The 25,055-nt window shown below is 41.5% G+C and carries 25 protein-coding genes; 6 read left to right on the top strand and 19 right to left on the bottom strand.

Features of this window, described 5'->3' with window-relative positions; genetic code table 11:
• Positions 1–57 precede the first annotated feature (57 nt).
• From G8761_RS05800 to speE, 5 genes are all read right to left on the bottom strand, one after another.
• Positions 58–2,268: a PAS domain-containing protein gene (locus G8761_RS05800; RefSeq protein ID WP_166024575.1), complete on the bottom strand. Its 2,211-nt coding sequence runs from the start codon at positions 2,266–2,268 to the stop codon at positions 58–60.
• Positions 2,269–2,839: 571 nt separating this feature from the next.
• Positions 2,840–4,510 carry an arginine--tRNA ligase gene (gene argS / locus G8761_RS05805; RefSeq protein ID WP_166024577.1) on the bottom strand — a complete coding sequence of 557 codons (1,671 nt, stop codon included), beginning with the start codon at positions 4,508–4,510 and terminating at the stop codon, positions 2,840–2,842.
• Complete coding sequence (locus G8761_RS05810; protein ID WP_243449902.1) at positions 4,507–4,944, bottom strand: YwiB family protein; 438 nt, start codon at positions 4,942–4,944, stop codon at positions 4,507–4,509. The genes argS and G8761_RS05810 overlap by 4 nt, the downstream gene beginning before the upstream one ends.
• 316 nt (positions 4,945–5,260) lie before the next feature.
• Entirely contained in the window at positions 5,261–6,133 is an 873-nt protein-coding gene (speB, locus tag G8761_RS05815; RefSeq protein WP_166024579.1) for an agmatinase, read from the bottom strand.
• A 67-nt stretch (positions 6,134–6,200) separates the two neighbouring features.
• Positions 6,201–7,028: a spermidine synthase gene (speE, locus tag G8761_RS05820; RefSeq protein ID WP_166024581.1), complete on the bottom strand. Its 828-nt coding sequence runs from the start codon at positions 7,026–7,028 to the stop codon at positions 6,201–6,203.
• A 333-nt stretch (positions 7,029–7,361) separates the two neighbouring features.
• Between speE and G8761_RS05825 the strand changes: the two genes are divergently transcribed.
• A complete protein-coding gene (locus G8761_RS05825) occupies positions 7,362–9,428 on the top strand; it encodes a transglycosylase domain-containing protein (RefSeq protein WP_166024582.1) in 2,067 nt (688 codons plus the stop codon).
• Positions 9,429–9,673: 245 nt separating this feature from the next.
• On the opposite strand, the gene G8761_RS05830 is transcribed toward G8761_RS05825, so the two are convergent.
• Together G8761_RS05830 and G8761_RS05835 are read right to left on the bottom strand one after the other, a co-directional pair.
• The gene (locus tag G8761_RS05830; RefSeq protein WP_166024584.1) at positions 9,674–10,183 is read right to left on the bottom strand and encodes a YwhD family protein; all 510 of its coding nucleotides are present in this window, start codon (positions 10,181–10,183) and stop codon (positions 9,674–9,676) included.
• 41 nt (positions 10,184–10,224) lie between these two features.
• A complete protein-coding gene (locus tag G8761_RS05835) occupies positions 10,225–10,878 on the bottom strand; it encodes a site-2 protease family protein (protein WP_243449924.1) in 654 nt (217 codons plus the stop codon).
• 224 nt (positions 10,879–11,102) lie between these two features.
• On the opposite strand from G8761_RS05835, the gene G8761_RS05840 reads away from it, so the two are divergent.
• Entirely contained in the window at positions 11,103–11,288 is a 186-nt protein-coding gene (locus tag G8761_RS05840) for a 2-hydroxymuconate tautomerase (RefSeq protein ID WP_027323513.1), read from the top strand.
• 89 nt (positions 11,289–11,377) lie between these two features.
• Here the strand turns inward: G8761_RS05840 and G8761_RS05845 are convergent, their stop codons facing one another.
• The 3 genes from G8761_RS05845 to G8761_RS05855 form a co-directional block, all read right to left on the bottom strand.
• Entirely contained in the window at positions 11,378–11,887 is a 510-nt protein-coding gene (locus G8761_RS05845; protein WP_166024588.1) for a YwgA family protein, read from the bottom strand.
• A 29-nt stretch (positions 11,888–11,916) separates the two neighbouring features.
• A complete protein-coding gene (locus tag G8761_RS05850) occupies positions 11,917–13,215 on the bottom strand; it encodes an HD domain-containing protein (RefSeq protein ID WP_166024590.1) in 1,299 nt (432 codons plus the stop codon).
• A 167-nt stretch (positions 13,216–13,382) separates the two neighbouring features.
• Entirely contained in the window at positions 13,383–13,607 is a 225-nt protein-coding gene (locus tag G8761_RS05855; protein ID WP_166024592.1) for a YuzB family protein, read from the bottom strand.
• 295 nt (positions 13,608–13,902) lie between these two features.
• On the opposite strand from G8761_RS05855, the gene G8761_RS05860 reads away from it, so the two are divergent.
• A complete protein-coding gene (locus G8761_RS05860; RefSeq protein ID WP_166024594.1) occupies positions 13,903–14,676 on the top strand; it encodes an RsfA family transcriptional regulator in 774 nt (257 codons plus the stop codon).
• Positions 14,677–15,128: 452 nt separating this feature from the next.
• Here the strand turns inward: G8761_RS05860 and lipL are convergent, their stop codons facing one another.
• Positions 15,129–15,968, bottom strand: coding sequence for an octanoyl-[GcvH]:protein N-octanoyltransferase (gene lipL / locus G8761_RS05865; protein ID WP_166024595.1), 840 nt, complete (start codon positions 15,966–15,968; stop codon positions 15,129–15,131).
• 268 nt (positions 15,969–16,236) lie between these two features.
• A complete protein-coding gene (gene pta / locus G8761_RS05870; RefSeq protein WP_166024597.1) occupies positions 16,237–17,214 on the bottom strand; it encodes a phosphate acetyltransferase in 978 nt (325 codons plus the stop codon).
• Positions 17,215–17,486: 272 nt separating this feature from the next.
• On the opposite strand from pta, the gene hemQ reads away from it, so the two are divergent.
• Both hemQ and gerQ read left to right on the top strand, forming a co-directional pair.
• Positions 17,487–18,230 (top strand): hydrogen peroxide-dependent heme synthase, encoded by a 744-nt coding sequence (hemQ, locus tag G8761_RS05875; protein WP_166024599.1) that lies wholly within the window; start codon positions 17,487–17,489, stop codon positions 18,228–18,230.
• A 256-nt stretch (positions 18,231–18,486) separates the two neighbouring features.
• Positions 18,487–19,002 (top strand): spore coat protein GerQ, encoded by a 516-nt coding sequence (gene gerQ, locus G8761_RS05880; protein ID WP_243449903.1) that lies wholly within the window; start codon positions 18,487–18,489, stop codon positions 19,000–19,002.
• Positions 19,003–19,052: 50 nt separating this feature from the next.
• Here gerQ and G8761_RS05885 read toward each other — a convergent pair whose 3' ends face one another.
• The 3 genes from G8761_RS05885 to G8761_RS05895 form a co-directional block, all read right to left on the bottom strand.
• Positions 19,053–19,424 carry a DUF423 domain-containing protein gene (locus G8761_RS05885; protein ID WP_166024601.1) on the bottom strand — a complete coding sequence of 124 codons (372 nt, stop codon included), beginning with the start codon at positions 19,422–19,424 and terminating at the stop codon, positions 19,053–19,055.
• A gap of 31 nt (positions 19,425–19,455) precedes the next feature.
• On the bottom strand, positions 19,456–19,740 hold the full coding sequence (locus G8761_RS05890) for a YwdI family protein (RefSeq protein WP_166024603.1): 285 nt from the start codon (positions 19,738–19,740) through the stop codon (positions 19,456–19,458).
• A gap of 291 nt (positions 19,741–20,031) precedes the next feature.
• Positions 20,032–20,709, bottom strand: coding sequence for a uracil-DNA glycosylase (locus G8761_RS05895; RefSeq protein WP_166024605.1), 678 nt, complete (start codon positions 20,707–20,709; stop codon positions 20,032–20,034).
• A 182-nt stretch (positions 20,710–20,891) separates the two neighbouring features.
• Here G8761_RS05895 and G8761_RS05900 point away from each other — a divergent pair, with 182 nt between their 5' ends.
• Positions 20,892–21,215: a YflT domain-containing protein gene (locus tag G8761_RS05900; protein ID WP_166024607.1), complete on the top strand. Its 324-nt coding sequence runs from the start codon at positions 20,892–20,894 to the stop codon at positions 21,213–21,215.
• Positions 21,216–21,360: 145 nt separating this feature from the next.
• Here the strand turns inward: G8761_RS05900 and G8761_RS05905 are convergent, their stop codons facing one another.
• The 4 genes from G8761_RS05905 to G8761_RS05920 are packed head-to-tail and all read right to left on the bottom strand — an operon-like array spanning position 21,361 to position 25,047.
• Positions 21,361–22,386 (bottom strand): thiazole biosynthesis adenylyltransferase ThiF, encoded by a 1,026-nt coding sequence (locus G8761_RS05905; protein ID WP_166024609.1) that lies wholly within the window; start codon positions 22,384–22,386, stop codon positions 21,361–21,363.
• Positions 22,387–22,412: 26 nt separating this feature from the next.
• Positions 22,413–22,643, bottom strand: coding sequence for a molybdopterin converting factor subunit 1 (moaD, locus tag G8761_RS05910; RefSeq protein ID WP_166024611.1), 231 nt, complete (start codon positions 22,641–22,643; stop codon positions 22,413–22,415).
• Positions 22,636–23,100 carry a molybdenum cofactor biosynthesis protein MoaE gene (locus G8761_RS05915; protein WP_166024613.1) on the bottom strand — a complete coding sequence of 155 codons (465 nt, stop codon included), beginning with the start codon at positions 23,098–23,100 and terminating at the stop codon, positions 22,636–22,638. Before G8761_RS05915 ends, moaD begins: the two co-directional genes overlap by 8 nt.
• 18 nt (positions 23,101–23,118) lie before the next feature.
• Positions 23,119–25,047 (bottom strand): molybdopterin biosynthesis protein, encoded by a 1,929-nt coding sequence (locus G8761_RS05920; protein ID WP_166024615.1) that lies wholly within the window; start codon positions 25,045–25,047, stop codon positions 23,119–23,121.
• Positions 25,048–25,055 lie beyond the last annotated feature (8 nt).

Below are 25,055 nucleotides of genomic sequence, written 5' to 3' on the forward strand. Positions count from 1 at the left end.
AATTTCCCCACCTAAATGAGAGTTCTTCAGGGACACCCTTAATCTTAATCTTTATTTTTATTTTGGCAGGCTTATTTCTACTGTTGTTCCTTCACCCAGCTGGCTTTTAATGGTCATATCTCCGTCATGCTCTCGGACTATTTTTTGGCATATGGTTATCCCAAGCCCGGTACCTTTTTCTTTTAACGAGTAAAATGGCTCGCCAATATGCTTCATTCTTTCCGGGGGAATGCCGCTTCCATTATCAGCTATGGCCACCACTATGCTGCCGGCTGTTTCTGTAAATCCAATCCGAATTTCTCCCCCTTTCAACATTGCTTCTATCGAATTTTTAATAAGATTAATAAAAAGCTGTTTTAACTGATTTTTCACGCCTCGTACCTGAGACTTTGCCTCATTTCCCCAAAGAATCGTTACATTATTTAAATTAGCAAGCGGCGACATGGTAATTGCAACCGGTTTTAAAATATCATCAAATAAAGAAAGGATCTCTTTTCTTCCATCCTGTGGTTTTGAGAGAGTTAAAAATTCATTGGTAACAAGATTGATTCTTTCCAGCTCTTCAAAAACAATATCCAGATAAGCATGTTCCCTGGTATTTAAACGAGGCCTTAATAAGGTTAGGAATCCGTTTATGCTTGTAAGAGGATTCCGAATTTCATGAGCAACAGATGCAGCAAGCTGCCCAATGACAGCCAGCTTTTCCGCTTTGACCATCCTCAAGTTAAAATCCCGCTGTTCGGTGATATCGCTAAAGGTGGTAATCACACATTCAATGGGCTGATTTGGATCATCATCCCGGTACAATGGAATGGAGTCCATAAGAAGCCAGCGATACTGTCCTTTTTTCTGATTATAAACACCCAAGTTGGCCTTTCTCACTGGCCGTCCTGTAGAAAAAGCTATATAGTATGGGAAATCCATTGGTTTTACTCGCATACCGTTTTCATCTATCGCATCCCAATCCTTGGTATAAAGATGTGCTGTTTGTATGTGATCAAGAGGATAACCTAAGATTTCACAGGCATTCTGGTTTGAAAAAATAATTTTCCCCTTTTCATTTTGAACAATAATCCCTGTTGAAACGGCTTCGTAATAACGTTTTTGAATTTCTTCCGCCTTTTTCTTAAAGGTAACATCTCGCATCGATATAACAAAACCGTTGGACCGATCTTCTTCTTTCATACTATTCTTAACCAGTTCCAAATAAACTTTTCTTCCATTTTTCAGAAAGCAAGTCTTTTCAATTATTGTGTTATCCGGAAATTCACGAGTCTTAAAATCATCTTCACTGACGCAAATGCCGTTTATAACCTGGTGTAGTGTCCCGCCAATGAACGTATCATCCAGTTCCGAAATCATATGGATTGCCCGGTCATTGGCATACGTAATGATATTCTGATTATCAATCACGAGTATTCCATCAGCAGTAGAACTCAAGATGGCCTCATTTTCATTTAGCAGATTATTCAGCCTTGTTTCCTTGTTCTTCATTAAGGTGATATCACGGGTAACACCTACGATTTCATTAATCGATCCATCTGACAAAATAATCGGGGACAAAACCGTTTCGAAACAAGATATACCCTTACTGCTCCTTATGGCTAACTCCCATTGGTAAACCACTTTTTCTCCATTAAGTGCCTTTCTGAATGCCTTCTGCTGAATCCCTTTTTGCTCCTCAGTCAAATTAAGGTCATTAATCCTTTTTCCATAGAGATTACTCACAGGCACCTTATTGGTTTCGCACCATTTGCCAAAAACACCGGAAAAGATGCCGTCGGCGTTATAAGTAAAAACAAGGTCTTCCATGGAGCTCACAAGAGACCGGAACTTGGTTTCACTTCTTTGCAGCGATTCCTGGAATTCAACTTTATCCGTAATATCAATCCCCGTACCGACAATGTATTGGATATTTCCATCACTGCCCTGCACAAAACTAGTGGCCCATTTAATATACTTTTTGCCGCCATCTTTAAGAATCCAGCAGCTTTCAAACTGCTCTGATATTTGTGAAAGATTTTCTTCGGTAAATATCTTGCTAAAGAATTCTCTTTTATCCTTCTCTATTAAAACATCCCAGAAATATTTTCCTTTTATTTGTTCTAATGTATAACCCGTTTCCCCTTCGCAATAAGAGTTCCATCCAACCACCCTGCCTTCTGGACAAACAACAATCATATAAGCCTGAATCGCATTCATTAATGATAGGTTAAATGCTCCTTCCGGGAGAATTGGAACTTTCTTTTCCTGATGCATAGAAATCATGAAAATCCCTCTTTCTGTTCATACAACTTCCCACCTATTTAATTCTCCTTTTGAAATCCAAAACCTCGTAAATTCTTAAAAATATTTTTCAAAGTATTTTCCCATCAAAAAAAGGATTCCGATTGGAGGAATCCTTTTTGTCCATAAAATTTATAAATTTAGGCCACTTTGTTAACTGTCTAGCTTCAGCGCCCAGCGCCTAGTGTCCATCCCACTCCTCCCTACGATAAGTCAACATCGAATCGCTCAGCTCTTCGTGCTGTCCAGCTTTAGTGTCTAGGGACTCGAGGTCATAAGCCAATCCGTCGGAAGGTTAAAGAACAACCTTCTCGCCGGCTCGTCTTATGCTTGTCGCCCCTGGGCAAGACACTTCCGCATTTCTTTTTCCTTTATCACAGTCGAAGCGGAGGACTGCAGGACAAGGAAAACTTCGGCAGCTTTTGCATCGCACGAAGAAAAAGCTTTAGCTTTTTCGAGGAAGCAGGTCAGAAAGGCATTGCCACAGGATGTGGCGAATTTAGCCTTTCTTCAAGTCACTTACGGCGCTTAACGTGCGCTTCCGCTTTTCTATTTACATTTTTTCGGGTGCAGATACACCAATAAGTGAAAGGGCATTTTTTAGAGTAATCTGAACGGCTTTTATTAAGCCAAGGCGTGCCTTTGAACGCTCAGGATTTTCACTGTCCAATACCTTTTCCGCGTTGTAAAAGCTGTGGAAAACGGAAGCAAGCTCGAAAATATAGTTGGAAATTCGGTGCGGCATCCGTTTTAAAGCAGCTTCTCCCACTGCAATAGGAAATTCACCCAGCATTTTCAATACATCCATTTCTTTTTCAGCTTGAATCAGGCTGAAGTTAGCATTATGCTCTGCCACGATTCCCTGCTCTTCACCTTGGCGGAGGATGCTGGAAATCCGTGCATGAGCGTATTGAGCGTAATAAACCGGATTTTCATTGGATTGAGATACCGCTAAATCCAAATCAAAATCCATATGGGTATCGGAGCTTCTCATAGCGAAGAAGTAACGGACCGCATCGAGGCCGACCTCATCCACAAGATCCCGCATTGTGACGGCCTTACCGGTCCGCTTACTCATCTTCATTTTCTCGCCATCTTTATATAAATGGACCAGCTGAATAATTTCTACCTCAAGAGCATCCTTGTCATAGCCAAGGGCCTGGATAGCTGCTTTCATTCTAGGGATATAACCATGGTGGTCGGCACCCCAGATATTAATGAGCTTTTCAAAACCACGCTCCAGCTTATCCTTATGGTAGGCAATATCAGGTGTCAAATAGGTAAAGGATCCATCCTGCTTAATTAAAACCCTGTCCTTGTCATCTCCAAATGGAGTAGTACGAAGCCAGGTTGCCCCTTCTTCCTCGAATATATGGCCGTTATCCCGAAGCGCTTTTAGGGCCTCTTCAATTTTTCCATTGTGATATAAAGAAGTCTCGGAGAACCACACATCAAACGGCACTCGGAAATCCTCAAGGTCTTTCTTAAGCTTAGCCATTTCAATTTTCAATCCGTATTCACGGAAAAAGTCAAAGCGCTCTTTATCATCAACGTTGACATATTTATCGCCGAATTCATCAGCAATTTTTTTCCCGATACCAATTATATCTTCGCCATGGTAGCCGTCTTGAGGCATTTCCTTTTCAAGGCCAAGTGCCTGGAAATAACGGGCTTCAACAGATAATGCCAGGTTATTGATTTGATTTCCTGCATCATTAATATAATATTCACGGGAAACATCGTATCCTGCCTTTGCCAATACATTGGACAATGAGTCGCCTACTGCCGCCCCGCGGGCATGTCCGAGGTGAAGGTCGCCAGTTGGATTGGCTGATACAAACTCAACCTGAATTTTTTGATTGTTCCCGACGTTTGTTTCTCCATATTTTTCGCCAGCATCAAGAATGGCTGGGATCAAATCTGTCAGATAACTGTTATCCATGTGAAAATTAATAAAGCCTGGCCCTGCGATATCAATTTTTTCAATGGAAGCCTTTGAGAGGTCAATATTGGCCACCAATTCTTCTGCTATGGCTCTTGGTGCCTTTTTAGCAACACGGGCAAGCTGCATAGCCATGTTGGTTGAATAATCACCATGGGATTTCTCCTTTGGAGTTTCAAGGATAACATCCGGGATTTGTTCCTCTGCTGCAAGATTTGCTTTTAAAACGGCAGCTTTAATTTCTTGTTTCATTTTGTTCTGGACCTGCTCAACGATATTCACTGCTCTTCCTCCTCAAAAATAATTTCCAAATGATAAGTGCCTGCTCTCGAGCCCTGCACGGATAGGTCATAAAGAAGTTCTACACTTCCCTTGCGAAGGTCTTGGTTAAATGAGTGGTCAATTCTATTAGCCCTCGTCTCAATTTCTAATGTTCCGGCTGCAATCTCATAGCTGCCTTGCTGCTTTGTATGGAGACGAAATGGAAGCCGCATTTTTAATGGCCCGCTTCTTAAAATGAGTGCTTCGTTCCCGGCAACCTTGACGATGGTCTTAACCCTCTGGTCTTCCATTATTTCTTCATATTGAAGAAAATAGGCATTATTTTTTATAAAATATCGCCCGGAACCTTCCAGCTGGTATTCTTCTTTGCTATTGCCGCTATGTATAATCGTTTTAACCTGTACCTTTACAGGCATTTCTGAAGGGACAGACATGGCGCACTCCCTTTTCTAATTAACTTTATTGATTTTATATAAATGACTTTCTAAGTTTGCTTCAGGCGCTTGCTTTCCGCGGGCAGTCCGTGAGCCTTCACTTCAATCAAACCGTTTATAATGTAAATTATGAGCTATAAGGCAGCCCTCTTTTTAAAATTAATATTAAAAACGCTATTTCCCTATTATAACGTCTAGCTTTCAATAATTCAAAAAGTGCCCGGCTGGGGCCAGGCACCTTTGGTTCTTTTATTCAGCTAAAATTCTGAACTGATTTTGCTTTTCTTTGTCTAGCTCTTGTGCACTTCCGCTTTTCTTATTTAATCCAGCCCAGGATCATTTCTCTGATAAGCTTGCTTGCTGTGTTGGCTGTTTGTTCGGAATGATCGTAAACGGGAGCAACCTCTACTAGATCTGCGCCGATTACGTTAACATCCGATTTTGCGATTGCATGGATAGAGGCTAATAACTCTTTTGAAGTGATTCCTCCCGCATCAACGGTTCCTGTTCCTGGAGCATGGGCAGGATCCAGAACATCAATGTCGATTGTTACGTAGACAGGGCGTCCTGCCAGTGTCGGAAGGATTTCCTTTAATGGCTCAAGGACTTCAAATTTTGAAATATGCATGCCTGCTTCCTTAGCCCATTCAAATTCTTCCTTCATGCCTGAGCGGATTCCAAAAGAATAAACATTCTTTGGTCCGATAAGCTCCGCTACCTTGCGGATAGGGGTTGAATGGGAAAGCGGCTCGCCTTCATACTGTTCTCTTAGATCTGTATGTGCGTCCATATGGATAACAGCTAGATCAGGGTGCTTTTTATAGACAGCTTTCATTACAGGCCATGATACTAGATGCTCTCCGCCCATTCCCAAGGGGAATTTCCCTGCTTCCAGTACCTTGCCGACAAAGTCCTCGATCATATCAATGCTTCTCTGCGGATTGCCAAAAGGAAGCGGAATATCTCCTGCATCGTAAAATTTAACATCTTCTAATTCACGATCAAGATAGACACTATATTCTTCTAGCCCGATCGATACTTCACGGATACGGTTAGGGCCGAAACGAGAACCAGGCCTGTAGCTTACCGTCCAGTCCATTGGCATACCATACAATACTGCCTGGCTTTCCTCGAAGTTTGGATGGCTTTTTATAAAAACCTTGCCGGAATATGCTTCATCAAAACGCATTTTAAATCCCTCGCTCATATGTATTTGTCAGAGCCGCTCCTTTTACGGGGCGGCTCTAGTATTTTTCTTATTTTAAAAGATCGCCAACAAACTTAGGCAGAACAAATGCAGCTTTGTGCAATTCTTTTGTGTAGTATTTTGTTTCAATTTCATGGAAGCGGTCTTCGCTTACTTCAAGAGGATCGTACTTTTTGCTTCCCAAAGTAAATGCCCACATTCCGCTTGGGTATGTTGGGATATTAGCAGTGTAAAGGCGAGTAATCGGGAAAATTTCTTTTACGTCTCTTTGAACGTTGCGGATAAGGTCAGCCTTAAACCATGGATTATCAGACTGGGCAACGAAAATGCCATCTTCTTTTAGAGCTTTAGAAATTCCAGCATAAAAACCTTTTGTAAACAGATTAACAGCTGGTCCTACTGGCTCTGTAGAGTCAACCATAATAACATCGTATTCGTTTTCGCTTTTTGCAATATGCATGAAGCCATCGTCAACGCGAACATCTACACGTGGATCATCCAATTTCCCTGCAATCTCAGGAAGGAATTTCTTAGAATACTCGATTACCTTTCCATCAATATCCACAAGAGTGGCTTTTTTAACGCTTGGGTGCTTAAGAACTTCGCGAATAACACCGCCGTCCCCGCCGCCAACAACAAGGATATTTTCAGGATTTGGATGAGTGAACAAAGGAATATGTGCAACCATTTCATGATATACAAATTCATCCTTAACAGATGTCATAACCATGTCATCTAAAAGAAGCATGTTGCCCCATTCTTCAGTCTCAATCATGTCAAGCTTTTGAAATTCTGTCTGCTCTGTATGTAATGTCTTATTCACTTTCATTGTGATGCCGAAGTTCTCTGTTTGTTTCTCAGTAAACCAAATACCCATTTTAATCATCCCTTCAGGTTTATATTAAAATTTTGCTTTAATTTTCTTCTTAAGTAGGCGCCCAGCAAAGGCATGCTTTCTTTTTTATACTTCCCCAACTCTTTAAATGCAAACATGAAAAAGTATAGAGGAATCTAGCAAAAAAGTAAAGAAAACTCGGAGATTTCGTTTCTCCTGAAAGTCTATTATCGTATCTCACTTTTTTAAACAAAAAGATTCTTTTTTCATAGAAGGGATGTTTAAAATCTTCCCTTTTTTTTCATACTGTTAAGAAAAGGTTTTGAGCAGGAGAGCGGGTTGGCCAAATATGAAATGCAGTGAGGTGAGCGGAATATGGAACTTATGACAGACCAGAATTTTCGAAAAACTATTAAGTATCTTCGTGCTTTCATCATTATCAGTTTGATAGGCTTCTCAGTACTGCTCGTCCTTTTAATGGGCATTCTGGGCTACGCAAAAATGCTCGGTGCACCCCCTCTTGCTGTACCTCAGTCCACACTTTACTTTGCAGACGACGGGACATTAATCGGCGAGAGTAATAACGGCCAAAAACGTTATTGGGTTTCCCTTAAGGATGTTTCTCCCTATTTAATAGATGCTACCATTTCTGTTGAGGATAAAAATTTTTTCCATCACCATGGTTTTGATTATAAAAGGATTGCCGGCGCTGCTGTTGCAGACGTAGCCGCCTTCTCAAAGGTTCAGGGTGCGAGTACTATTACCCAGCAATACGCCAGAAATCTTTTTCTTGAGCATGATAAAACCTGGTCCAGAAAACTTCTTGAAGCGTTTTATACGATCCGCCTTGAGATGAGCTATTCTAAAAAAGAAATACTCGAGGGATATATTAACACTATTTATTACGGGCATAACGTTTATGGAATTGAAGCTGCAAGCAAATATTATTTTGGCAAAAATGCTTCCCAATTATCCCTTTCTGAGGCCTCCATGCTTGCTGGTATACCAAAAGGCCCAGGTATCTATTCACCATTACTATCACCTAAAAATGCTAAAGAACGGCAAATAGTTGTTCTGAAATCTATGGAGCAAAATCACTATATTAAAAAAAGTGACATTAAAGCAGCTTCTTCACAATCAGTTATGTTAAACGGTAAAAGGCCGCAGCAGCTTGTAAGGACAGCTCCTTATTTTCAGGATGCGGTTAAAAATGAACTAAGAAAAGAACTCCATCTGGATGAACGGACCATTGCTCTTGGCGGACTAAAGGTTTACACAACTCTTAATATGGATGAGCAGCAGGCAGCTGAAAACCAATTTAAATCTTATATTGCAAGCAATTCAGAAATACAGGCCAGCCTCATTGCCATGAATCCGAAAAATGGCGATGTCAAGGCTCTTATTGGCGGACGGGATTATGAAAAAAGCCCATTCAACCGGGCAATACAGGCCATTCGGCAGCCTGGCTCTACAATAAAGCCAATTTTGTACTATTCGGCTTTGGAGCAGGGATTTACTCCCTCTACAACGATGAGAAGTGCATTTACCACTTTCCGTTTCGAAAGCGGGCAGGGAAATTACACCCCGCATAATTTCAATAATAAGTATGCCGATGGTGATATTACAATGGCACAGGCCCTCGCACTGTCAGATAATATTTACGCAGTTAAAACGCATCTGTTTTTGGGCGAGCAAACCTTAATCAACACCGCAAAGAAATTTGGCATCAGTTCTAAAATGTCCAAAGTGCCCTCTCTTGCACTTGGAACCTCAGGCGTACGTGTAATCGAGATGGCCAATGCATACAGTATGCTTGCAAATGGAGGAAAAAAGGTAAAGCCTTCTTTTATAACAAGAGTTGAGGACTATAACGGAAATGTTATTTACGAAAGGCCTCATGAAAGTCTGCAAATTTTAAATCCTGCCACCGCCTTTGTTATGACACAAATGCTGACAGGGATTTTTGATAAAAAGCTGAACGGCTATGCAAGTGTTACCGGGAGTACCATTAGCAATGTTCTTACACGACCGTATGCTGGAAAGTCGGGCTCAACTGAAACTGACAGCTGGATGATAGGTTATTCCCCTCAGCTCGTTACAGCCGTTTGGGCGGGCTACGATAAGGGGAAACCAATTGAACTTACAGCTGAAAAAACCTATGCAAAAAAAATCTGGGCACATTTTATGGAGGATGCCTTAGCAGATAAGCCGGTTAAGAAATTTAAAGCACCTAAAGAGGGTGTAGTTGGGGTCTATATTGATCCGACAAATGGAAAACTCGCATCAAAGGATTGCCCTGTTAAACGCAAGACATACTTTTTGACAGGTACCGCTCCTACTGAATACTGCACTGACCATCTGGACCGTTCACAATCAAAGGTAAAGAAAGCAAAGGATACAAAAGCTCCATGGTATAAACGGATTTTCCAATGGAATGATTAAAATTGATGGGCTAGATAAGAAAGAAAAAGCTAGCAGAAGTTTAAAAGAGGTTGACTCAATAAAAGTGAGTTACCCCTTTTTCTGTATTCAAAGCAAAAAACCCCGGCATTTCTGCCGGGGTTTTTTGTGTCCTAGTTTTACGTGTGTCCACGCTGTAAACTAGTTTACTTTTTTTATGGAAAATCGGCAAGTGCTAAACACACCAATTTCGCAAATTATTTGGAAAATCGACAAATTTTCAAATCTTATTCAGCAGCTAGACCTTGTTTCAGCTCATCAGAAGAGTTTTCCCATAAAATCTCATTATGCTGACGAAGAAAATCTGCTAGAGTTTTCTTTGATTTATCATCCATGTGATCAACGATAATATGGCGCTTAATTGACTTATCCATGCGGTTTACATGCTCTGGCAGCGATTTATACCCGCGGCGGATTTCCCTGTCCACAGTCATCTCACAGGCTGTAACTCCGGCATAATAAGGCCCTTCTTCATTTCGGTCAATGGTAACCCACACAAGCCAATACGGTTTTCCATTTGGAACCTCGTCTTTTGAGGGAAGAAATTTAATTCCTTTTTCAACAACACTTCGGGCATGCATGGCCCCCACATCAATAGCCGCTTCACCAGCTTCAACATCAAGGATAACTGGTGATACATTATCGAGGCTGAGCGCCCCTTTTCCAAAACCTTTATGCTTATCAAGAGGATCATTTTTTATAATATTAAATGCAAGCTTTTTCTTATTCTCTTCCATATCTTGAATACCTCCTAAAACCCATAAATTTATCGAAAGCTCTATAAAAGCAGCTGATAGAAAAAGTCATTAAGCCCATTCATTAAAATAGGCAGCAGAACGCCGAAGATTGGCTGGATCGTATATTGGTCCAGCGGTGTAACAACAAGAATTAAAAAAATTAATGCCCCGTATGATTCCAGCTGTGTCATCTTTGCACGCCAATCGCTTGGCACAAGGTCTTCCACTATTCTGTACCCATCAAGCGGGGGAAATGGCAGCAAATTAAAAATAAATAAAACCACGTTTAACTGAATAAACAGATCAAGAAATTCCTTTACAAATGATGGCAAGCTGCTCGCCGCTCCTGCTCGCATAAGGCCATACCAGATAATAAACGCGATACAGACCATGATAAGATTACTAGCCGGCCCTGCAGCACTGACCAGGATTCCCGCAAGCCTTGGCTTTTTAAAAAAGAATCGGTTCACCGGTACAGGCCTTGCCCAGCCAAAACCTGCAATAAAGATAAGCAGGGTCCCAAAGGGATCAAGATGGCTGGCTGGATTTAATGTTAGTCTGCCCTGCTTTTTCGCAGTAGGATCCCCAAATTTATAGGCAACAAAGGCATGTGAAAACTCATGTACCGTAAAAGCTATAACCAGGGTTAGTGCCACATATGGAATCTCATGAAGTGAATAAGGAAGATGATCCAATAAACTGCCCAACTCAAAACCTCCCTTTCCTTCTCCGTTTTCATTATTACGCTGAAGCATCGGCATATATCCGTCTCAGCTTTATGTATTATATTGATTATAGCTTAATTAAGTATAATTAATTTCTAATCAAAATGAAAATCCTAAATTCCGCAGCTTCTGTCCTTGCACTTTTGGCCTTGTTATGAAAAACTACAGACAGATACCTTAAAGGAGGAGATTGCATGCCATACGTAACTGTTAAAATGCTGGAAGGCCGTACTGAAGAACAAAAGAAAGCCCTGGTGGAGAAGGTAACTGAGGCTGTTGTGGAAACAACCGGTGCAACTCAGGACAAAGTAGTAGTTTTTATTGAAGAAATGAGCAAAAATCATTATGCCGTGGCAGGAAAAAGGTTAAGTGATCAGTAGAAAAGCCGAAACAAGAATCAATGTTGGCTTATCGCAGGCAGCAGCGGGATGGAGATTAATCCTTTATGTTAACACAAAAGCTAAGTCCCTTATTGGAGCTTAGCTTTTTCTTTTAAGCAATTTATATAGTTATACGCTTCTTCTATTTCAGCTTCAGTATAGCGCTGGCTGCTTTTTAGAGTAAATACTTTATCCATTACTTCTTCTTTTGAAAGATTATCAAAATATAAAACCGTTGATACTAGTTCTAAAAATCTGGCATTTTGCGAATTCATGTCTGTCAGGCAGTCTTCCAGAAATGGCATTTCAATGGTATTTAAACTTAAAAACTCTTTCCCCGAGTCTGTCAGTGTATAGCGATATTGAAAATACCCGCCCTTTTTCTCCCGAACCTCAGCCACAAAGCCCATATTGCAAAGCTCTTCCATCCGCAGTGTTAATTCCTCAGAATATGGTCCGTAAAAGTGAAACTGAAATCTTTCTTGAAAAGGAAACGAAATTTTCTTGGCTATATAAATCATTTTCTGCAGCTTCTTTCGGCCGATAATTTCACCCGAAACCATTACAGCATGCATTACCCTTGCATGGTCTTTTAACAAAATGGTCAACTCCTACTTCAATTAATTCCCTATATATCCAACAGTGAACAAATCTGTTTCTTTATATTTTTTTTAGAAGAATCGTCCTTAAGCAAATCAACAGGAAAATACAGCTTATGATCCGTCCTTCTCTTCCCTGAGATGGCATCAACCACTTCCGATTCCCTTGAAAGCTCACGTAATTCGCCATTTTTCATAAGCAGATGGATTGGAAGCCGTTCCCCTTCTTCTCCAGGCCTGTAAAAGTCATATGGCAGATCAGAGGATGAATCAACGACAAGATAGTATTCCGGGTCAATTCCTGCCTTTATGAACAATGTGTTTAGTTCGGCAAGTTTTTTGTATTCCTTTGCAGGATCGAACTCTGTAAATTTAAATAAATTACGGTTAACAAACCTGCTGCAAAGGTCACTTAAAATCTCATCCTCTTCTTCCTGCCACATCTGAAAGTAGTAGAGAATAATGGATTCATCTAATTTTAAATAGTCTTCAAGTGTTACCTTGTCATTAAAGAAGGAATAAAAATGCTGAGGCTGGTGTTTAAAGCTGTAGTTTTGCTTATAGAGGTACTTAGCCCGATGCAGTATTTTTGAAAGTATTACCTCAGCGCCACGGGAAACCGGATGAAAATAAACCTGCCAATACATCTGATACCGGCTCATAATATAATCTTCCACGGCATGCATTCCGCTTTTTTTGATGACTACCTGATCCTTTTGCGGACGCATGACCCGCAAAATGCGTTCCATATCAAAGTGTCCATAGCTGACACCTGTAAAATAGGCATCACGCTGTAAATAATCCATTCTGTCTGCATCAATCTGGCTGGAAATCAAACTAATCACCAGCTTATTATCCGATGTCTTGGCAATAACCTCAGCAACCCTTTTAGGGAAACTTTTATGGATCCTGGTTAAGACCTTGTTTACTTCTGTCTCCCCCATGATAATCGCCTGGGTAAAGTCCTCATGGTCTAGGTCGAATACCTTTTCAAATGAATGGGAAAACGGGCCATGTCCCAGATCATGCAGAAGGGCTGCACACAGGGTTAATAACCGCTCTTCCTCTTTCCACTCGGGACGTCCTGCAAACACATCATCCACTATTCGCCGTACAATCTCGTAAACTCCAAGAGAATGATTAAAACGGCTGTGTTCCGCTCCATGAAATGTCAAAAACGTTGTTCCAAGCTGCCTGATTCTTCTAAGGCGCTGAAATTCCTTTGTGCCGATTAAATCCCAAATCACTCGATCCTTTACATGTATGTACCGATGAACAGGGTCTTTAAATACCTTCTCTTCCTCAAGCTTTTCAGCCGAATATGCCATTGGATTCCCTCTTCCTAAATAGCTTATTTCTATTATATCCCCATTTTAATGTCAAATCACTCTAATTTCTGCAAATTTCCACAGGGGATTTCGACCATTTTCGACATTCAGGGGGAAACTAGGGCTAAAAAATAAAAAATCACCAAAGAATAATATCTAAGGCGATTTTATTTGTTTATTTTTTTATCGATTTTTTCCATTAATTCCTCTTCTGTAAGAGCCGCTAATGGACGATTATTTACAAATGCAAAAGTTTTTTTCCGGCCTGGTCCGCAGTAAGATTGGCAGCCAATCTCAACTTTCGCATCAGGATCCATCTCTTTTAAGCGAGGGATTAATGTCTTTAGGTTTACGGCCTGACAATCATCGCAAACACGAAATTCATTCGACATTCCTTTCCCATCCTTTCTGGTATTATCTATTTGAATCAGTTTTTATACCTATATTATAACCACTATAAAATTTTAAAATCCTTTATCCGTGTTGTATTTTACAGTTTCCCTATCTTGAATGCAAGCTGAAAACTTTAACAGCACTTTAGTAGATAGCAAACTTTTAATGTTAAATTTTTCTGCTATTTTGGTATAAAGCTCCCAAAAACTGTCCATCCTTTAACTAGAAGGTTACATTCGCCAGATACAAAACTGACGATATTAAACAGTATATAATTAAGGGAGATGAAAGTTTATGAAAATACGCCAGGACGCATGGACAGACGAAGATGATTTACTTTTAGCAGAAACAGTATTAAGACATGTACGTGAAGGAAGCACCCAGCTTAATGCATTTGAAGAGGTAGGAGATAAGCTCAATCGAACGTCTGCAGCATGCGGATTCCGCTGGAATGCCGTAGTCCGGCACCGTTATGAAAAGGCACTGCAGCTAGCAAAAAAGCAGCGTAAGCAAAGACAAAGAATTCTAGGAAAAGAACAAGGCGGCAAAAAGAAATTGCTTTACACTCCCCCTCTTAATGTGGCAGAAACAGTAATTGAGCACGTTCCACAGGTTCATGATGAAGGAGAAGAAGAAGAACTGGATGCTGTCTTCCCAATGGAAATGTCTTTAGAGGCTGCAGAAGAGATGCTTACCCCTAAAGAAATTCCTGTAGCTAAAGCGATTTCGGTTCCTTCTTATACAAGCGTTTCGCCAAAAGAAATGACTATGGAAACGGTTATTACTTTTCTGCAAAACTACACCTATTCAAGCTATCAAAACGATGCATTAAAAATTGAGAATGAAAGATTAAAACGTGAAAACAATGAACTTAGAAAGCAATCCGAAGAACTATCCAGCAAGGTTCAGGAGCTTGAACAAAATACAGTTACAATGCAGGAAGACTATGAGACACTGATGAAAATCATGAATCGCGCGCGAAAACTAGTATTATTTGAAGAAGAAGAACGTCCTGCAACTAAGTTTAAAATGGACCGTAACGGGAACCTGGAAAAAGTAGCAGAGTAGGGAAAAGCGTAAACGTAATTTTTGCGAAGCAACTACTTGTTGGACATCGCGATTACTTCTACTTTACGGATCTTACGAGCGGATTTCCATAGTTTACGCGCCGATTTAATCGGCAACTTGCAGCTTTGCGACGAGCTGAACAGCAGCTGCACCGACTAAGTAATATTACATGAGCACAACAGAGATACTCGTTCGTGGAAAAGCGTTTCGACGTTGGCTTAGTGGATGCAAGATACCCTAAGCTAAAGACTCGCTGGGCGTTGAAGCTGAATTTTCTAAAATTCAAGAGTGGTATATTTGTTATAGAAATAATACTTAAAGAAAAAGATTTTTAGAGAGGAAACCGAAGCAGCAGCATTCTCGATTAAGAAGCCGTGAATCGAATTCGATTCATGGCTTTTTTCATTCATTTTCTGTTTCTGCCTGAACATTATGCGCTGGTCCTAGGGTGCTCATCCCCCGGCCACTTTTTCATTCCGTTCAACGATTCGCTGGTAATACCCCGGATAAAGCTCAAGTTCATAAGGGTTTAATTGGCCATTGAACAAAAAATCACTATTCTTTTGAAGTTGCTGTAAAAGGCGAAGCATTACATCGCTTACCGTTATTTCCACAGACAGCAATTCCGAAAGGGAAGCCATTACTGCCGGAGTAATTTCAGGATAGGAAAACTTTGTCTCCAAGTTCCTCCTGGAGATATCATAAAAGTGCCGGATCATTTCTGCCCTGGCGCTTCCGCCCCCATTTACACAGAGATAGATTTGAACAGCAACCCCTCTGCGAAGTCTCCTTTGGGAAATTCCTGCAAACTTTTTGTCCCCAATACTTAAATCATAGCTGCCAGGACAATAGGATCCCCTAATTTCTTTTGCTTCTATTGTTTTATTAAAATCAGAAAACATCTGTTGGATTAATAGCCACATTGCATCATAGCCACGGTTAATATCTATTCCTTTTTCGGACTCTGGAAAAATCAGCGAAATGTTTAGGACTCCCTCATCCAATACTACTGCCAGTCCGCCTGAATTCCGGACTATAGCCTGGTAACCTTGGTCCTTCAGAAAATCTATACCCTCTTGAAGAAACGGCAGATTTGTATCCTGAATCCCCAAAACAACTGTGTTGTGGTGAACCCAAGTTCTTGCAGTGGCAGGTGCGTTTCCTGAGCCAACAGAGGCACATAAGGTATCATCCAGCCCAAAGGACTGCAGCGCGCTAAAAAGAACCCCTGCAGCAGACTGGTCAATGATCCGCCATTGTGGCTGGACTAACAAATTCAGCCCCTCATTCATTTTTCTTGCTCCTTTTTTCACAATATCATTGGTCTATTATAGCATATCCCAAAGCTGCATTTTAACTGCCGCCGTCCGTGGCTCCAGCTCAGAGGCATTGGAAAAGCTCGTTATTTGCCCACTCCTTTAGGCTGATGCTCTCGTTTTTCTTATCACGCTCAAAACAGCAGGTTCTCGAAAAAGCTAATGAGTTCAGAATTATGGATATAAATTTTAATTAGAAAAAAGAGCTTCCATAAAGGAAACTCTTCTTAGAAATAGCGGCGTATTATTGCTGTAAAGCCTGCGCAGCAGTGATCAATGATAGCTTGTATACATCTTCTTCATTGCAGCCGCGTGAAAGGTCGTTTACTGGGCGGTTCAAACCTTGTAAAATCGGGCCAACCGCTTCAAAGTTACCAAGTCGCTGGGCAATTTTGTAGCCAATGTTGCCAGCCTCTAGGCTTGGGAAAACAAAAACATTGGCATTTCCTTGAAGGACAGAATTAGGAGCTTTTTTCTCAGCAACGGAAGGAACAAATGCTGCGTCAAACTGGAATTCACCATCAAGGATTAATAATGGATCCAGGCGCTGGGCTTCGCTAACTGCTTCTGCCACTTTTGCAGTTTCAGGTGATTTAGCAGAACCCTTAGTTGAGAAGCTTAGCATGGCCACTCTTGGCTCAATATCAAACATTTGGGCAGTTTTTGCACTTTCAATCGCAATTTCAGCAAGGTCCTGGCTGTCAGGAGCAATGTTGATTGCACAGTCTGCAAACACATACTTTTCTTCTTCACGAACCATAATAAACACGCCGGAAGTTTTATTAATTCCCTCTTTTGTTTTGATAATCTGCAGGGCAGGGCGTACAGTATCAGCAGTTGAATGAGCAGCACCGCTGACAAGGCCATCTGCTTTGTTTAAATAAACAAGCATATTGCCAAAATAGTTGCCATCTAGTAAAATGCGTCTTGCATCCTCTTCGGTTGCTTTTCCTTTTCTGCGCTCCACAAAAGAAGCAACCAGTTCATCCATCATAGCAAAATTTGCCGGGTCATAAATCTCGGCTGCATCAAGAGAAACACCAAGATTATCTGCTTTCGTCTGAATCTCTTCAATATTACCAATTAAAATAGGAGTCAGGATCCTTTCTGCTGCCAGACGGCCTGCTGCTTTTAAAATCCGCTCATCAATACCCTCCGGAAAAACAATTTTTAAATTGTTTCCGGTGATCCTATGCTTTAATCCTTCAAATAAATCGCTCACTGCTTTTCCTCCTTCATTATCTACACTTTTAGCATACTTTACCTTTTTCAAAATACAAGAAGACAGCGTTTTCAACTGTGAATATTTTTGTATTCTAAACATTCTGTATAAAATTCGATCTTTCACGCTCTTTATCTTTTTTCAAAATAACCTCTTTCATACTATTTTAAACGGAAATTCTTCCAGGAAAAGCGTTTTATTCATATATGTGTGGGAGAAACTATGATATAGTAATCAATGTAAAATGGCAGAATTTAATAGGAGTGATTTAGATGAGTGAAGCAGCCCAAACACTGGACGGCTGGTACTGTCTGCATGATTTCCGAACTGTAGACTGGACTACTTGGAAGATGCTTTCAAGCGATGAGCGCCAGGCCGCTATACACGAGTACCTTGGCCTTGTTGAAAAGTGGAATGCGGTACAGGACAGAAAAGAAGGCAGCCATGCTTTATATACTATCGTAGGACAAAAAGCAGATTTCATGATGATGATCCTTCGCCCTACTATGGAAGAATTAAATGAAATTGAAACAGAATTTAATAAAACAAAATTTGCCGAATTTACTATACCGGCTCATTCCTATGTATCTGTAGTAGAGCTTAGCAACTATCTCCCTGCAGGTGAGGACCCTTACCAGAATCCTCAAATTTTGACACGTCTTTATCCGACTCTTCCAAAATCAAAGCATGTTTGCTTCTATCCAATGGACAAACGCCGCCAGGGCAATGATAACTGGTACATGCTTCCTATGGAAGACCGTCGCGCTATGATGCGCAGCCACGGAATGATTGGCCGCAAATATGCAGGCATTGTAAAACAAATCATTACCGGCTCTGTTGGCTTTGATGATTATGAATGGGGAGTTACTCTCTTCGCAGATGAAGTTCTTCAGTTCAAAAAATTAGTTTATGAAATGCGTTTTGATGAAGTGAGCGCCCGTTATGGTGAATTCGGTGCTTTCTTTGTAGGAAATCTTCTTGCAGAGGAACGTATTCCAAACTTCCTTCACGTATAATAGACAGACTCCCGGATATATCCGGGAGTTTTTTCTTTTTAAAAAGCCCACTTATTAATGCTGATTGTCATATTTCCCTCCTCCCCTTCATATTATTGAAACAGTGAGTCTTATGCAAAATTGCTTGCTTTTGTTATTTTTCCATCGCTTCAAATAAGAAAACACCGAAAGAGCGAGGTGAAAAATAAAAAGCCTTTCTTGTAACACCAATATCAATTGCTTGAAAAGCTCAAGCGAATTTATAGGAGGGGGAAAAATGAATCCATATTACAATCCACAAACCCAGGGGCAGACTTATCAGCCCTACACTGGGGCCGGACAACAGGCTGCGTATGGCGGCCAAGGCCAGGCGGCAGGGAGTATGCCAATGATGCCTCAAGGAGGCAGCATGGCTGGAATGGGCGGCATGGCTGGAATGGGCGGCATGAATGGGATGGTAGCCAACGTTAAAAGTCCTATGCCCACCGGACAGCAGGTTCCCGGAATGCTTCCGATTGAGCAGTCCTACATCGAAAATATACTGAGGCTTAACAAAGGAAAGCTTGTTACTGTTTATACTACCTTTGAAAACAACAAGGAATGGAATGCTAAAATTTTCAAAGGAATTATCGAAGCTGCAGGGCGTGATCATTTAATTTTAAGTGACCCTCAAACCGGACAGCGTTACCTCATTCCAATGGTTCATCTGGATTATGTCACTTTCGATGAAGAAGTGGAGTACGAATATCCATTTGGCGGCGGACCTTCTCTAGGAACATATCCGCCAAGATGAATTCCTTTACCAACACAAAAAAAGGAGCAAAATTTGCTCCTTTTTTGTTTTTATAAATTTTTTACTGCACCTACAATCATTAGAATCCATGCTGCTAAGAATGCCACTCCCCCAAGAGGAGTTATAGCACCAAGAATACCAACCTTTGTCAGGCTCAAAGCATACAGGCTTCCGCTAAAAAGGATGATTCCAATAAGCATCAGCCACCCAGACCAGGAAAATAACGCGCTGGAAGGAATTCTTCCGAGAAGGATTGCCACGATCATAAGGCCAGTGGCATGAAACATTTGATAGGTAACTCCTGTTTTCCAGATATCTAGGTACTTCGGCTCCAGCTTATCAGCAAGGCCATGTGCACCAAATGCGCCTAAGGCAACCGCTAAAAAGGCATTGATCGCTCCAATAATAATAAATAATTTCATTTTTTTCCCTTCTTCCATGCTTTTTTTCTAATTAAAAGTCAAATAATGAATCTCCGTTGGCATCGCCTTCATCCAATTTTTTCGGCTGATTAATTTGGACAGGCTGAGAGAATGCGGGCTGTATTTGTAGTATAGGCTGCGGAGCTGGAACTGAGTACTCGCCCTGGCTGCTTCCCTTTTCCTGCTCGAGCAGCAGCTCGCACAATATTTTAATAGAGTAAATTTTTTCGCGTACAGCACTTTCGTTCGAGCTTTTTCTCGCTTCCCGCAGTTCTTCCTCCATTTTTGTCAAAAGCTTTTGAAAAGATATATTCAAATGAATTCCCTCCATCAGGACTTACTCTTTACTGATTATAATATGATAATGATAGAAAAACAAAAGCTATCCTCTTCTTAGGATAGCTTGCTGCTTTCGACAGGTTTCACGTGGAACATGTCAATTCCTGGCTAAATCAAATTTTTTCACAAAAGTTCTGATCGCACAACGGACAGGAAAATGAAGGCTTCGTCAGTTATATTATCAACCGAATAAAGGGCATAGCTTTTGAGCATGAATCCAGACTAAGGCATCAACCAAATGGTATGGTGAACCCATTTTCTCTCGAACTTACAGACTTGGAATCGACCAATCGATAGGCTCCTGCCCCAGATGTTGTAAAAAGTCATTTGTTTTTGAAAAAGGTTTGCTACCAAAAAAGCCGCGTCTCGCCGACAATGGGCTTGGATGAGGTGACTTTATGACCGAATGTTTATTTGTATCGATAATGGATAGCTTGCTTTGAGCAGGCTTTCCCCAGAGGATAAATACTACAGGCGCTTCCCGCTCATTTAACAAAGAAATTACTCTGTCAGTAAAGGTTTCCCACCCTTTTCCCCGATGAGAATTCGCTTCCCCGGCACGGACTGTAAGGACCGTATTTAGAAGCATCACGCCTTGTTCTGCCCAGCTGACCAAATAGCCATGGTCAGGGATGTGTGATCCTGTATCATTCCTTAATTCCTTATAGATATTTTTTAAAGAAGGAGGAATATCAACCTCTGGTTTTACCGAAAAGCTTAACCCGTGTGCCTGATTAGGCCCGTGATATGGATCCTGGCCCAATATAACGGCTTTAACATCTGAAAAATCAGTAAACATTAGGGCATTAAAAATATCATCCCTGCCCGGATACACGGTACGATTTTCGTATTCCTCTTCAACAAAGTCCATTAAACGCTTAAAATATTCTTTTTCAAATTCCTCTGCCAGAAGGTCACCCCATTGATTTCCTATTTGTTCTTTCATTGCACCCTCTCCTTTCTATTTTTCTATTCCCCGTTTCAACTAGATTACATCAAATAATAAGCTATATATTTTAAATCATAATGTTTATTCAGCCCTAGAAAGGTTATATAAAAAGTGTCCGAAGGGAAGCTAACGCTTTAACTTCCGTATACTTATCTACCAATCTAAAGGAGGAATTTATTATGCCAAAAGTAGAAGTAGTAGAAAATGGAGTACACGCACTTGAGAAGATTCAATCACTGCAGGCTGCAGGCTACCAGAAGGACGATATCCATCTGTTTGCCCACTACGAAAAACGTGAAGAGGATTTGACTAAAGAACTGCAAACAGCTGAAATGGGCATCGGTGATCAGGGATTAATGAATTCTATTGGAAATATGTTTAAAAAGCGCGGTGACGAGCTTCGTTCCCAATTTGAGGCCCTTGGCTTAAGTCAGCAGGAAGCTGATACTTACGAAAAAGAGCTAGATAACGGCCGCCTTGTACTAGTTGCAGCCAAGGAATAGAAAAGAGCAATCCAGCTCAACACTGGACAGTTATCCAAATTTAAAGCAATAAACCCGTACCCAATGAAGGTACGGGTTTTTTACTGATCGGTAAGCAAATAAAGTACTACCTTTTAAATTGTCTGCTCCAGGGCCTCCGCTTTTCTTAGCCCATGATTCGCTGATAGACAGACTTTGCATGGATCAAATCTTTAGTGCCATGGACTAGTGCTCGGCCATCTTTAAAAATAACCATGCGCTCTCCGCTATCTGCCAGATCAACTGATATCAAATAAGGGTTTCCTTTCACCTCGTAACCGAGTGAAGAAAGCTGGCCAGCCAGCTCCTTTAATGGAATCTCTCCTTGAACTGATGGCCTGATTTGAACGGTATCCCTGCCGCATAATACAGTAGTCTTCATCATATTTTCAGCCTCAAGATAAGGATACGTCCGGTTTTCCCCACATGATAGACAGCCCTCATATTTAGCCCGGCTCATTTTTATACTTGAGTATTCATTTCTCCATAAATCAAAGCTGACAAAGGCTGTCCGGACAGCCTCCCAGTCTTCCGCCAATATTTTCAAAGACTCAGCAGTTTGATGGGCAATCACCATCTGGACAGCTGGCCCTATTATTCCACCGGTATCACAGGTTAATCCCTGCAGAGGAATTGATCTCAATAAGCAGTTAAGGCATGGCGTTTTGCCTGGGATAATCGTAAAACTCATACCGTAACTGCCCACACAAGCCCCGTAAATCCAAGGAACGTTATATTTTTGCGAGACGTCATTCATTGCCATTCTTGTTTCAAAATTATCGGTGGCATCCACAATCAGATCAACACCCTGGATTAGCTCCTCCAGAAATTCAGGGGTTGCATCTCCAATGATGGCTGCTACTTCAACATCCGAGTTAATCGCCTTTAACCGCTTTTCCGCCGCTGCTGCCTTTGGAAGTTTCTCAGCTACATCCTCTTCCGTGTAAAGCTGCTGACGCTGAAGATTGCTGGCTTCAACATAGTCTCTGTCGATGATCGTTATTTTTCCCGTTCCGGCTCTGGCAAGAACTTCAGCATTTCCAGATCCAAGTGCCCCGGCACCAATAATCAGCACATGCTTCGATCTGATTTTTTCCTGCCCTTCTTTACCGATGCCCGGAAAAAGAATCTGTCTGGAATAGCGGTTATCCATCAAGCTGTTCCGCCTCCTTTACCGTTTCATCCCCCACTGACGGGAGGAATGAAGGCGATCACATCGCCATCCTGGATAATCTCTTCGTTTCCAGCAAACTCTTCATTGATTGCTGTCATGACCGTTTCTATATTTTGAAGGCTGTACTTTTCCGCTACCTCAGCCTTTAATTGGGCAACAGTTTTTCCTGCAGCTTCCATATTAATAAATTCTCCTGCTGCATCCCTTAGATGAGCAAAAAACATAATTTTATTCATTCAGATCCTTCCCCTCCGGCTTTCCGCCCGGGTAAGCCAATGTTTCCTTCTGGTTGCCAATCCATTCTTCTCCGTCTTCCCAATGCTCTTTTTTCCAGATAGGGACAATCTCTTTTATTCTTTCAATTGCATGGCGGTTAGCATCATAAGCATCAGCGCGGTGTGGAGTGGAAACGGCAATCACCACTGCAACATCGGTAATATCAAGCCGGCCTACCCTATGGGTAATCGCAGACTTTGCCCCCGGCCATCTTTCTTCTATTTCACGGCCAATTTGCTCAAGCTTTTTAACGGCCATTGCCTCATAGGCCTGATATTCCAAAAATAATGTTTTCTTTCCGTATGTCAATTCTCTTACCGTTCCGATAAAGGTTGTAATTGCTCCTGCTTCACGCTGGATGACCTTATCAATTACGGACTGGATATTGATTGGCTCTTTCGAAATTTCAAAGTTCATACACAATCCCACCCTTTATTATACCTGCAGCGGAATTTTCAGCACAGGCTTCTCAACAACTTCATAACCGCCAATATTTTCTACAGCCTTCCTGAATTCTGGCGATTGAATGGCAGCCATTAACTCGTTACCCTTTTCACTCAAATAAAATTCCTTAGTCATGACTAAATCATACTCTTCATCGGCAACGGGAACAAATGATAAGCCCATTGCTTTGGCTGCAGGATAAATACCCAGTCCAGCTGCCCGATTATCCCCTTTTACTTCAGCAGCCACTGCCAGATGGGAAAACATTTCCCTGCTGTAACCGGAGACCTGCTCAGGTGAAAGCCCTGCCTCTTTTAAGAGGAGATCAAACAGAATTCTGGTGCCTGCCCCTTTTTGACGATTAACGAAATGGGCGTCCTGGTTAACTAGATCAGCAACCCCTTCAATTTCCAGAGGATTTCCCTGCGGAATCATCCAGCCCTGTTTCCTTTTTAGGAAAGGATAGAGAATGACGTCCATTCCTGCCAACAATTTATTTACATATGAAGTATTATATTGCTTCGTCTCCGGGTCAAGCAAATGAATGCCGGCCACATGTGCTTCTCCTTTGCGAATAGCCATAATTCCCGCCATACTTCCCACATGAGAAGAAACAATTTTCATATCATGGCGCTTTTGTTTAATAAAGGATGACAGCAGGTCAATCGTCAGATCATGGCTGCCACTGAATACAATAGCATTTTGAATTTCTTCAAGCGGCCTGAAAAGCTCTACTTCTGCCATTTCCCCCTGCTCATAACCAACCACATTGGGAGGTACAATCAATAAGCCGTCGGCACGCACGTAGGACATCGTAACACCTGCAGCCCTAGTCAGCGGATTTGCCACAAATTCTCCATTAACATAGCCAATATTCATTCTGACAAAGTCTTCTGCACCCATTAATGACACTATTCGGCGTCCGAGTTTTACAGAAATCCTTTGCCTTTTGGGCTCTGGTATCTGCAAGTATTTACAAATCAAAGGCCTTACAAACCATTCTAGTGCAAGGTAAGCGGAGACTGGATATCCGGGCACACCAACAATAACCTTATCGTTGATTTGTCCCAAAATAACTGGTTTTCCAGGCCGTGCCGCGACCCCATGTGTAAATACTGTGCCTATCTCACCAATAATGTGGACCGTATAATCCTTTGAACCAGCAGAGGAGCCGGCATTAATAACCACAATATCGGAACCCTCCGCCGCATTTACGAGTGCTTCCCTAATTTTTTCAGGCTCATCTTTTACAATAGGATGCAGGACGGGCTCACCGCCCCATTCCTTTATAAATCCAGAGAAAACTGTTCCATTAAACTCGATAATTCGGCCTAATGATAAATCCTCATCCGCTTGTACCAGTTCATTTCCTGTAGGGATAATGGAAACGATTGGTTTTTTTACAACTGGCACTGCTTTTATTTGCGAAGCCAGAAGGACGCCAAGATCAGCTGGCCTCAAAATATGGCCCTGAGGAAAAAGCATTTCCTCCTGGACAACATCCTCACCAATTGGCCTTATATGCTGCCATGGAGTCGCAGGCTCGATAATCTCTATCGTATTTTCATCCATTACATTAACATGCTCAATCATAATGACAGCGTTAAAGCGGCCTGGGATTGCATTTCCGGTATCCACATAAGTAAATTGCTCGCCCTCCTGTAAAAACAAAGGGTTTTGCTCATGTGCAGTGTAGGTATCCTCAGCCCTTACGGCTATTCCATCCATGGCGGATGCATGGTAATGTGGCATGGAGCTTTTCGCGAAAATGGGTTCAGACGTAACGCGCCCAAGCGCCTCCGGAACGGTAATTATTTCTGATTTACGAGGCAAGTTGAAGGCCTGGAGCAGTTCATTCTTCGCATCCTCACGGGGCTTGTCCTCCAAATAAATTTTGCGTCTATATCTTTTAGTGTCCATGCTGTATC

The organism is Neobacillus terrae (assembly GCF_011393025.1).
Taxonomy (GTDB): domain Bacteria; phylum Bacillota; class Bacilli; order Bacillales; family Cytobacillaceae; genus Neobacillus_A; species Neobacillus_A terrae.

Coding starts and splice junctions, on each gene's coding strand:
- G8761_RS05920 (WP_166024615.1), bottom strand. CDS start 25,047: ATGGACACTAAAAGATATAGACGCAAAATTTATTTGGAGGACAAGCCC.
- G8761_RS05800 (WP_166024575.1), bottom strand. CDS start 2,268: ATGATTTCTATGCATCAGGAAAAGAAAGTTCCAATTCTCCCGGAAGGA.
- G8761_RS05885 (WP_166024601.1), bottom strand. CDS start 19,424: ATGAAATTATTTATTATTATTGGAGCGATCAATGCCTTTTTAGCGGTT.
- G8761_RS05830 (WP_166024584.1), bottom strand. CDS start 10,183: ATGGAAGAGAATAAGAAAAAGCTTGCATTTAATATTATAAAAAATGAT.
- G8761_RS05860 (WP_166024594.1), top strand. CDS start 13,903: ATGAAAATACGCCAGGACGCATGGACAGACGAAGATGATTTACTTTTA.
- G8761_RS05810 (WP_243449902.1), bottom strand. CDS start 4,944: ATGTCTGTCCCTTCAGAAATGCCTGTAAAGGTACAGGTTAAAACGATT.
- G8761_RS05905 (WP_166024609.1), bottom strand. CDS start 22,386: ATGGATAACCGCTATTCCAGACAGATTCTTTTTCCGGGCATCGGTAAA.
- lipL (WP_166024595.1), bottom strand. CDS start 15,968: ATGAATGAGGGGCTGAATTTGTTAGTCCAGCCACAATGGCGGATCATT.
- G8761_RS05895 (WP_166024605.1), bottom strand. CDS start 20,709: ATGAAAGAACAAATAGGAAATCAATGGGGTGACCTTCTGGCAGAGGAA.
- hemQ (WP_166024599.1), top strand. CDS start 17,487: ATGAGTGAAGCAGCCCAAACACTGGACGGCTGGTACTGTCTGCATGAT.
- G8761_RS05840 (WP_027323513.1), top strand. CDS start 11,103: ATGCCATACGTAACTGTTAAAATGCTGGAAGGCCGTACTGAAGAACAA.
- G8761_RS05825 (WP_166024582.1), top strand. CDS start 7,362: ATGGAACTTATGACAGACCAGAATTTTCGAAAAACTATTAAGTATCTT.
- G8761_RS05850 (WP_166024590.1), bottom strand. CDS start 13,215: ATGGCATATTCGGCTGAAAAGCTTGAGGAAGAGAAGGTATTTAAAGAC.
- G8761_RS05900 (WP_166024607.1), top strand. CDS start 20,892: ATGCCAAAAGTAGAAGTAGTAGAAAATGGAGTACACGCACTTGAGAAG.
- G8761_RS05915 (WP_166024613.1), bottom strand. CDS start 23,100: ATGAACTTTGAAATTTCGAAAGAGCCAATCAATATCCAGTCCGTAATT.
- moaD (WP_166024611.1), bottom strand. CDS start 22,643: ATGAATAAAATTATGTTTTTTGCTCATCTAAGGGATGCAGCAGGAGAA.
- speB (WP_166024579.1), bottom strand. CDS start 6,133: ATGCGTTTTGATGAAGCATATTCCGGCAAGGTTTTTATAAAAAGCCAT.
- gerQ (WP_243449903.1), top strand. CDS start 18,487: ATGAATCCATATTACAATCCACAAACCCAGGGGCAGACTTATCAGCCC.
- speE (WP_166024581.1), bottom strand. CDS start 7,028: ATGGGTATTTGGTTTACTGAGAAACAAACAGAGAACTTCGGCATCACA.
- G8761_RS05855 (WP_166024592.1), bottom strand. CDS start 13,607: ATGTCGAATGAATTTCGTGTTTGCGATGATTGTCAGGCCGTAAACCTA.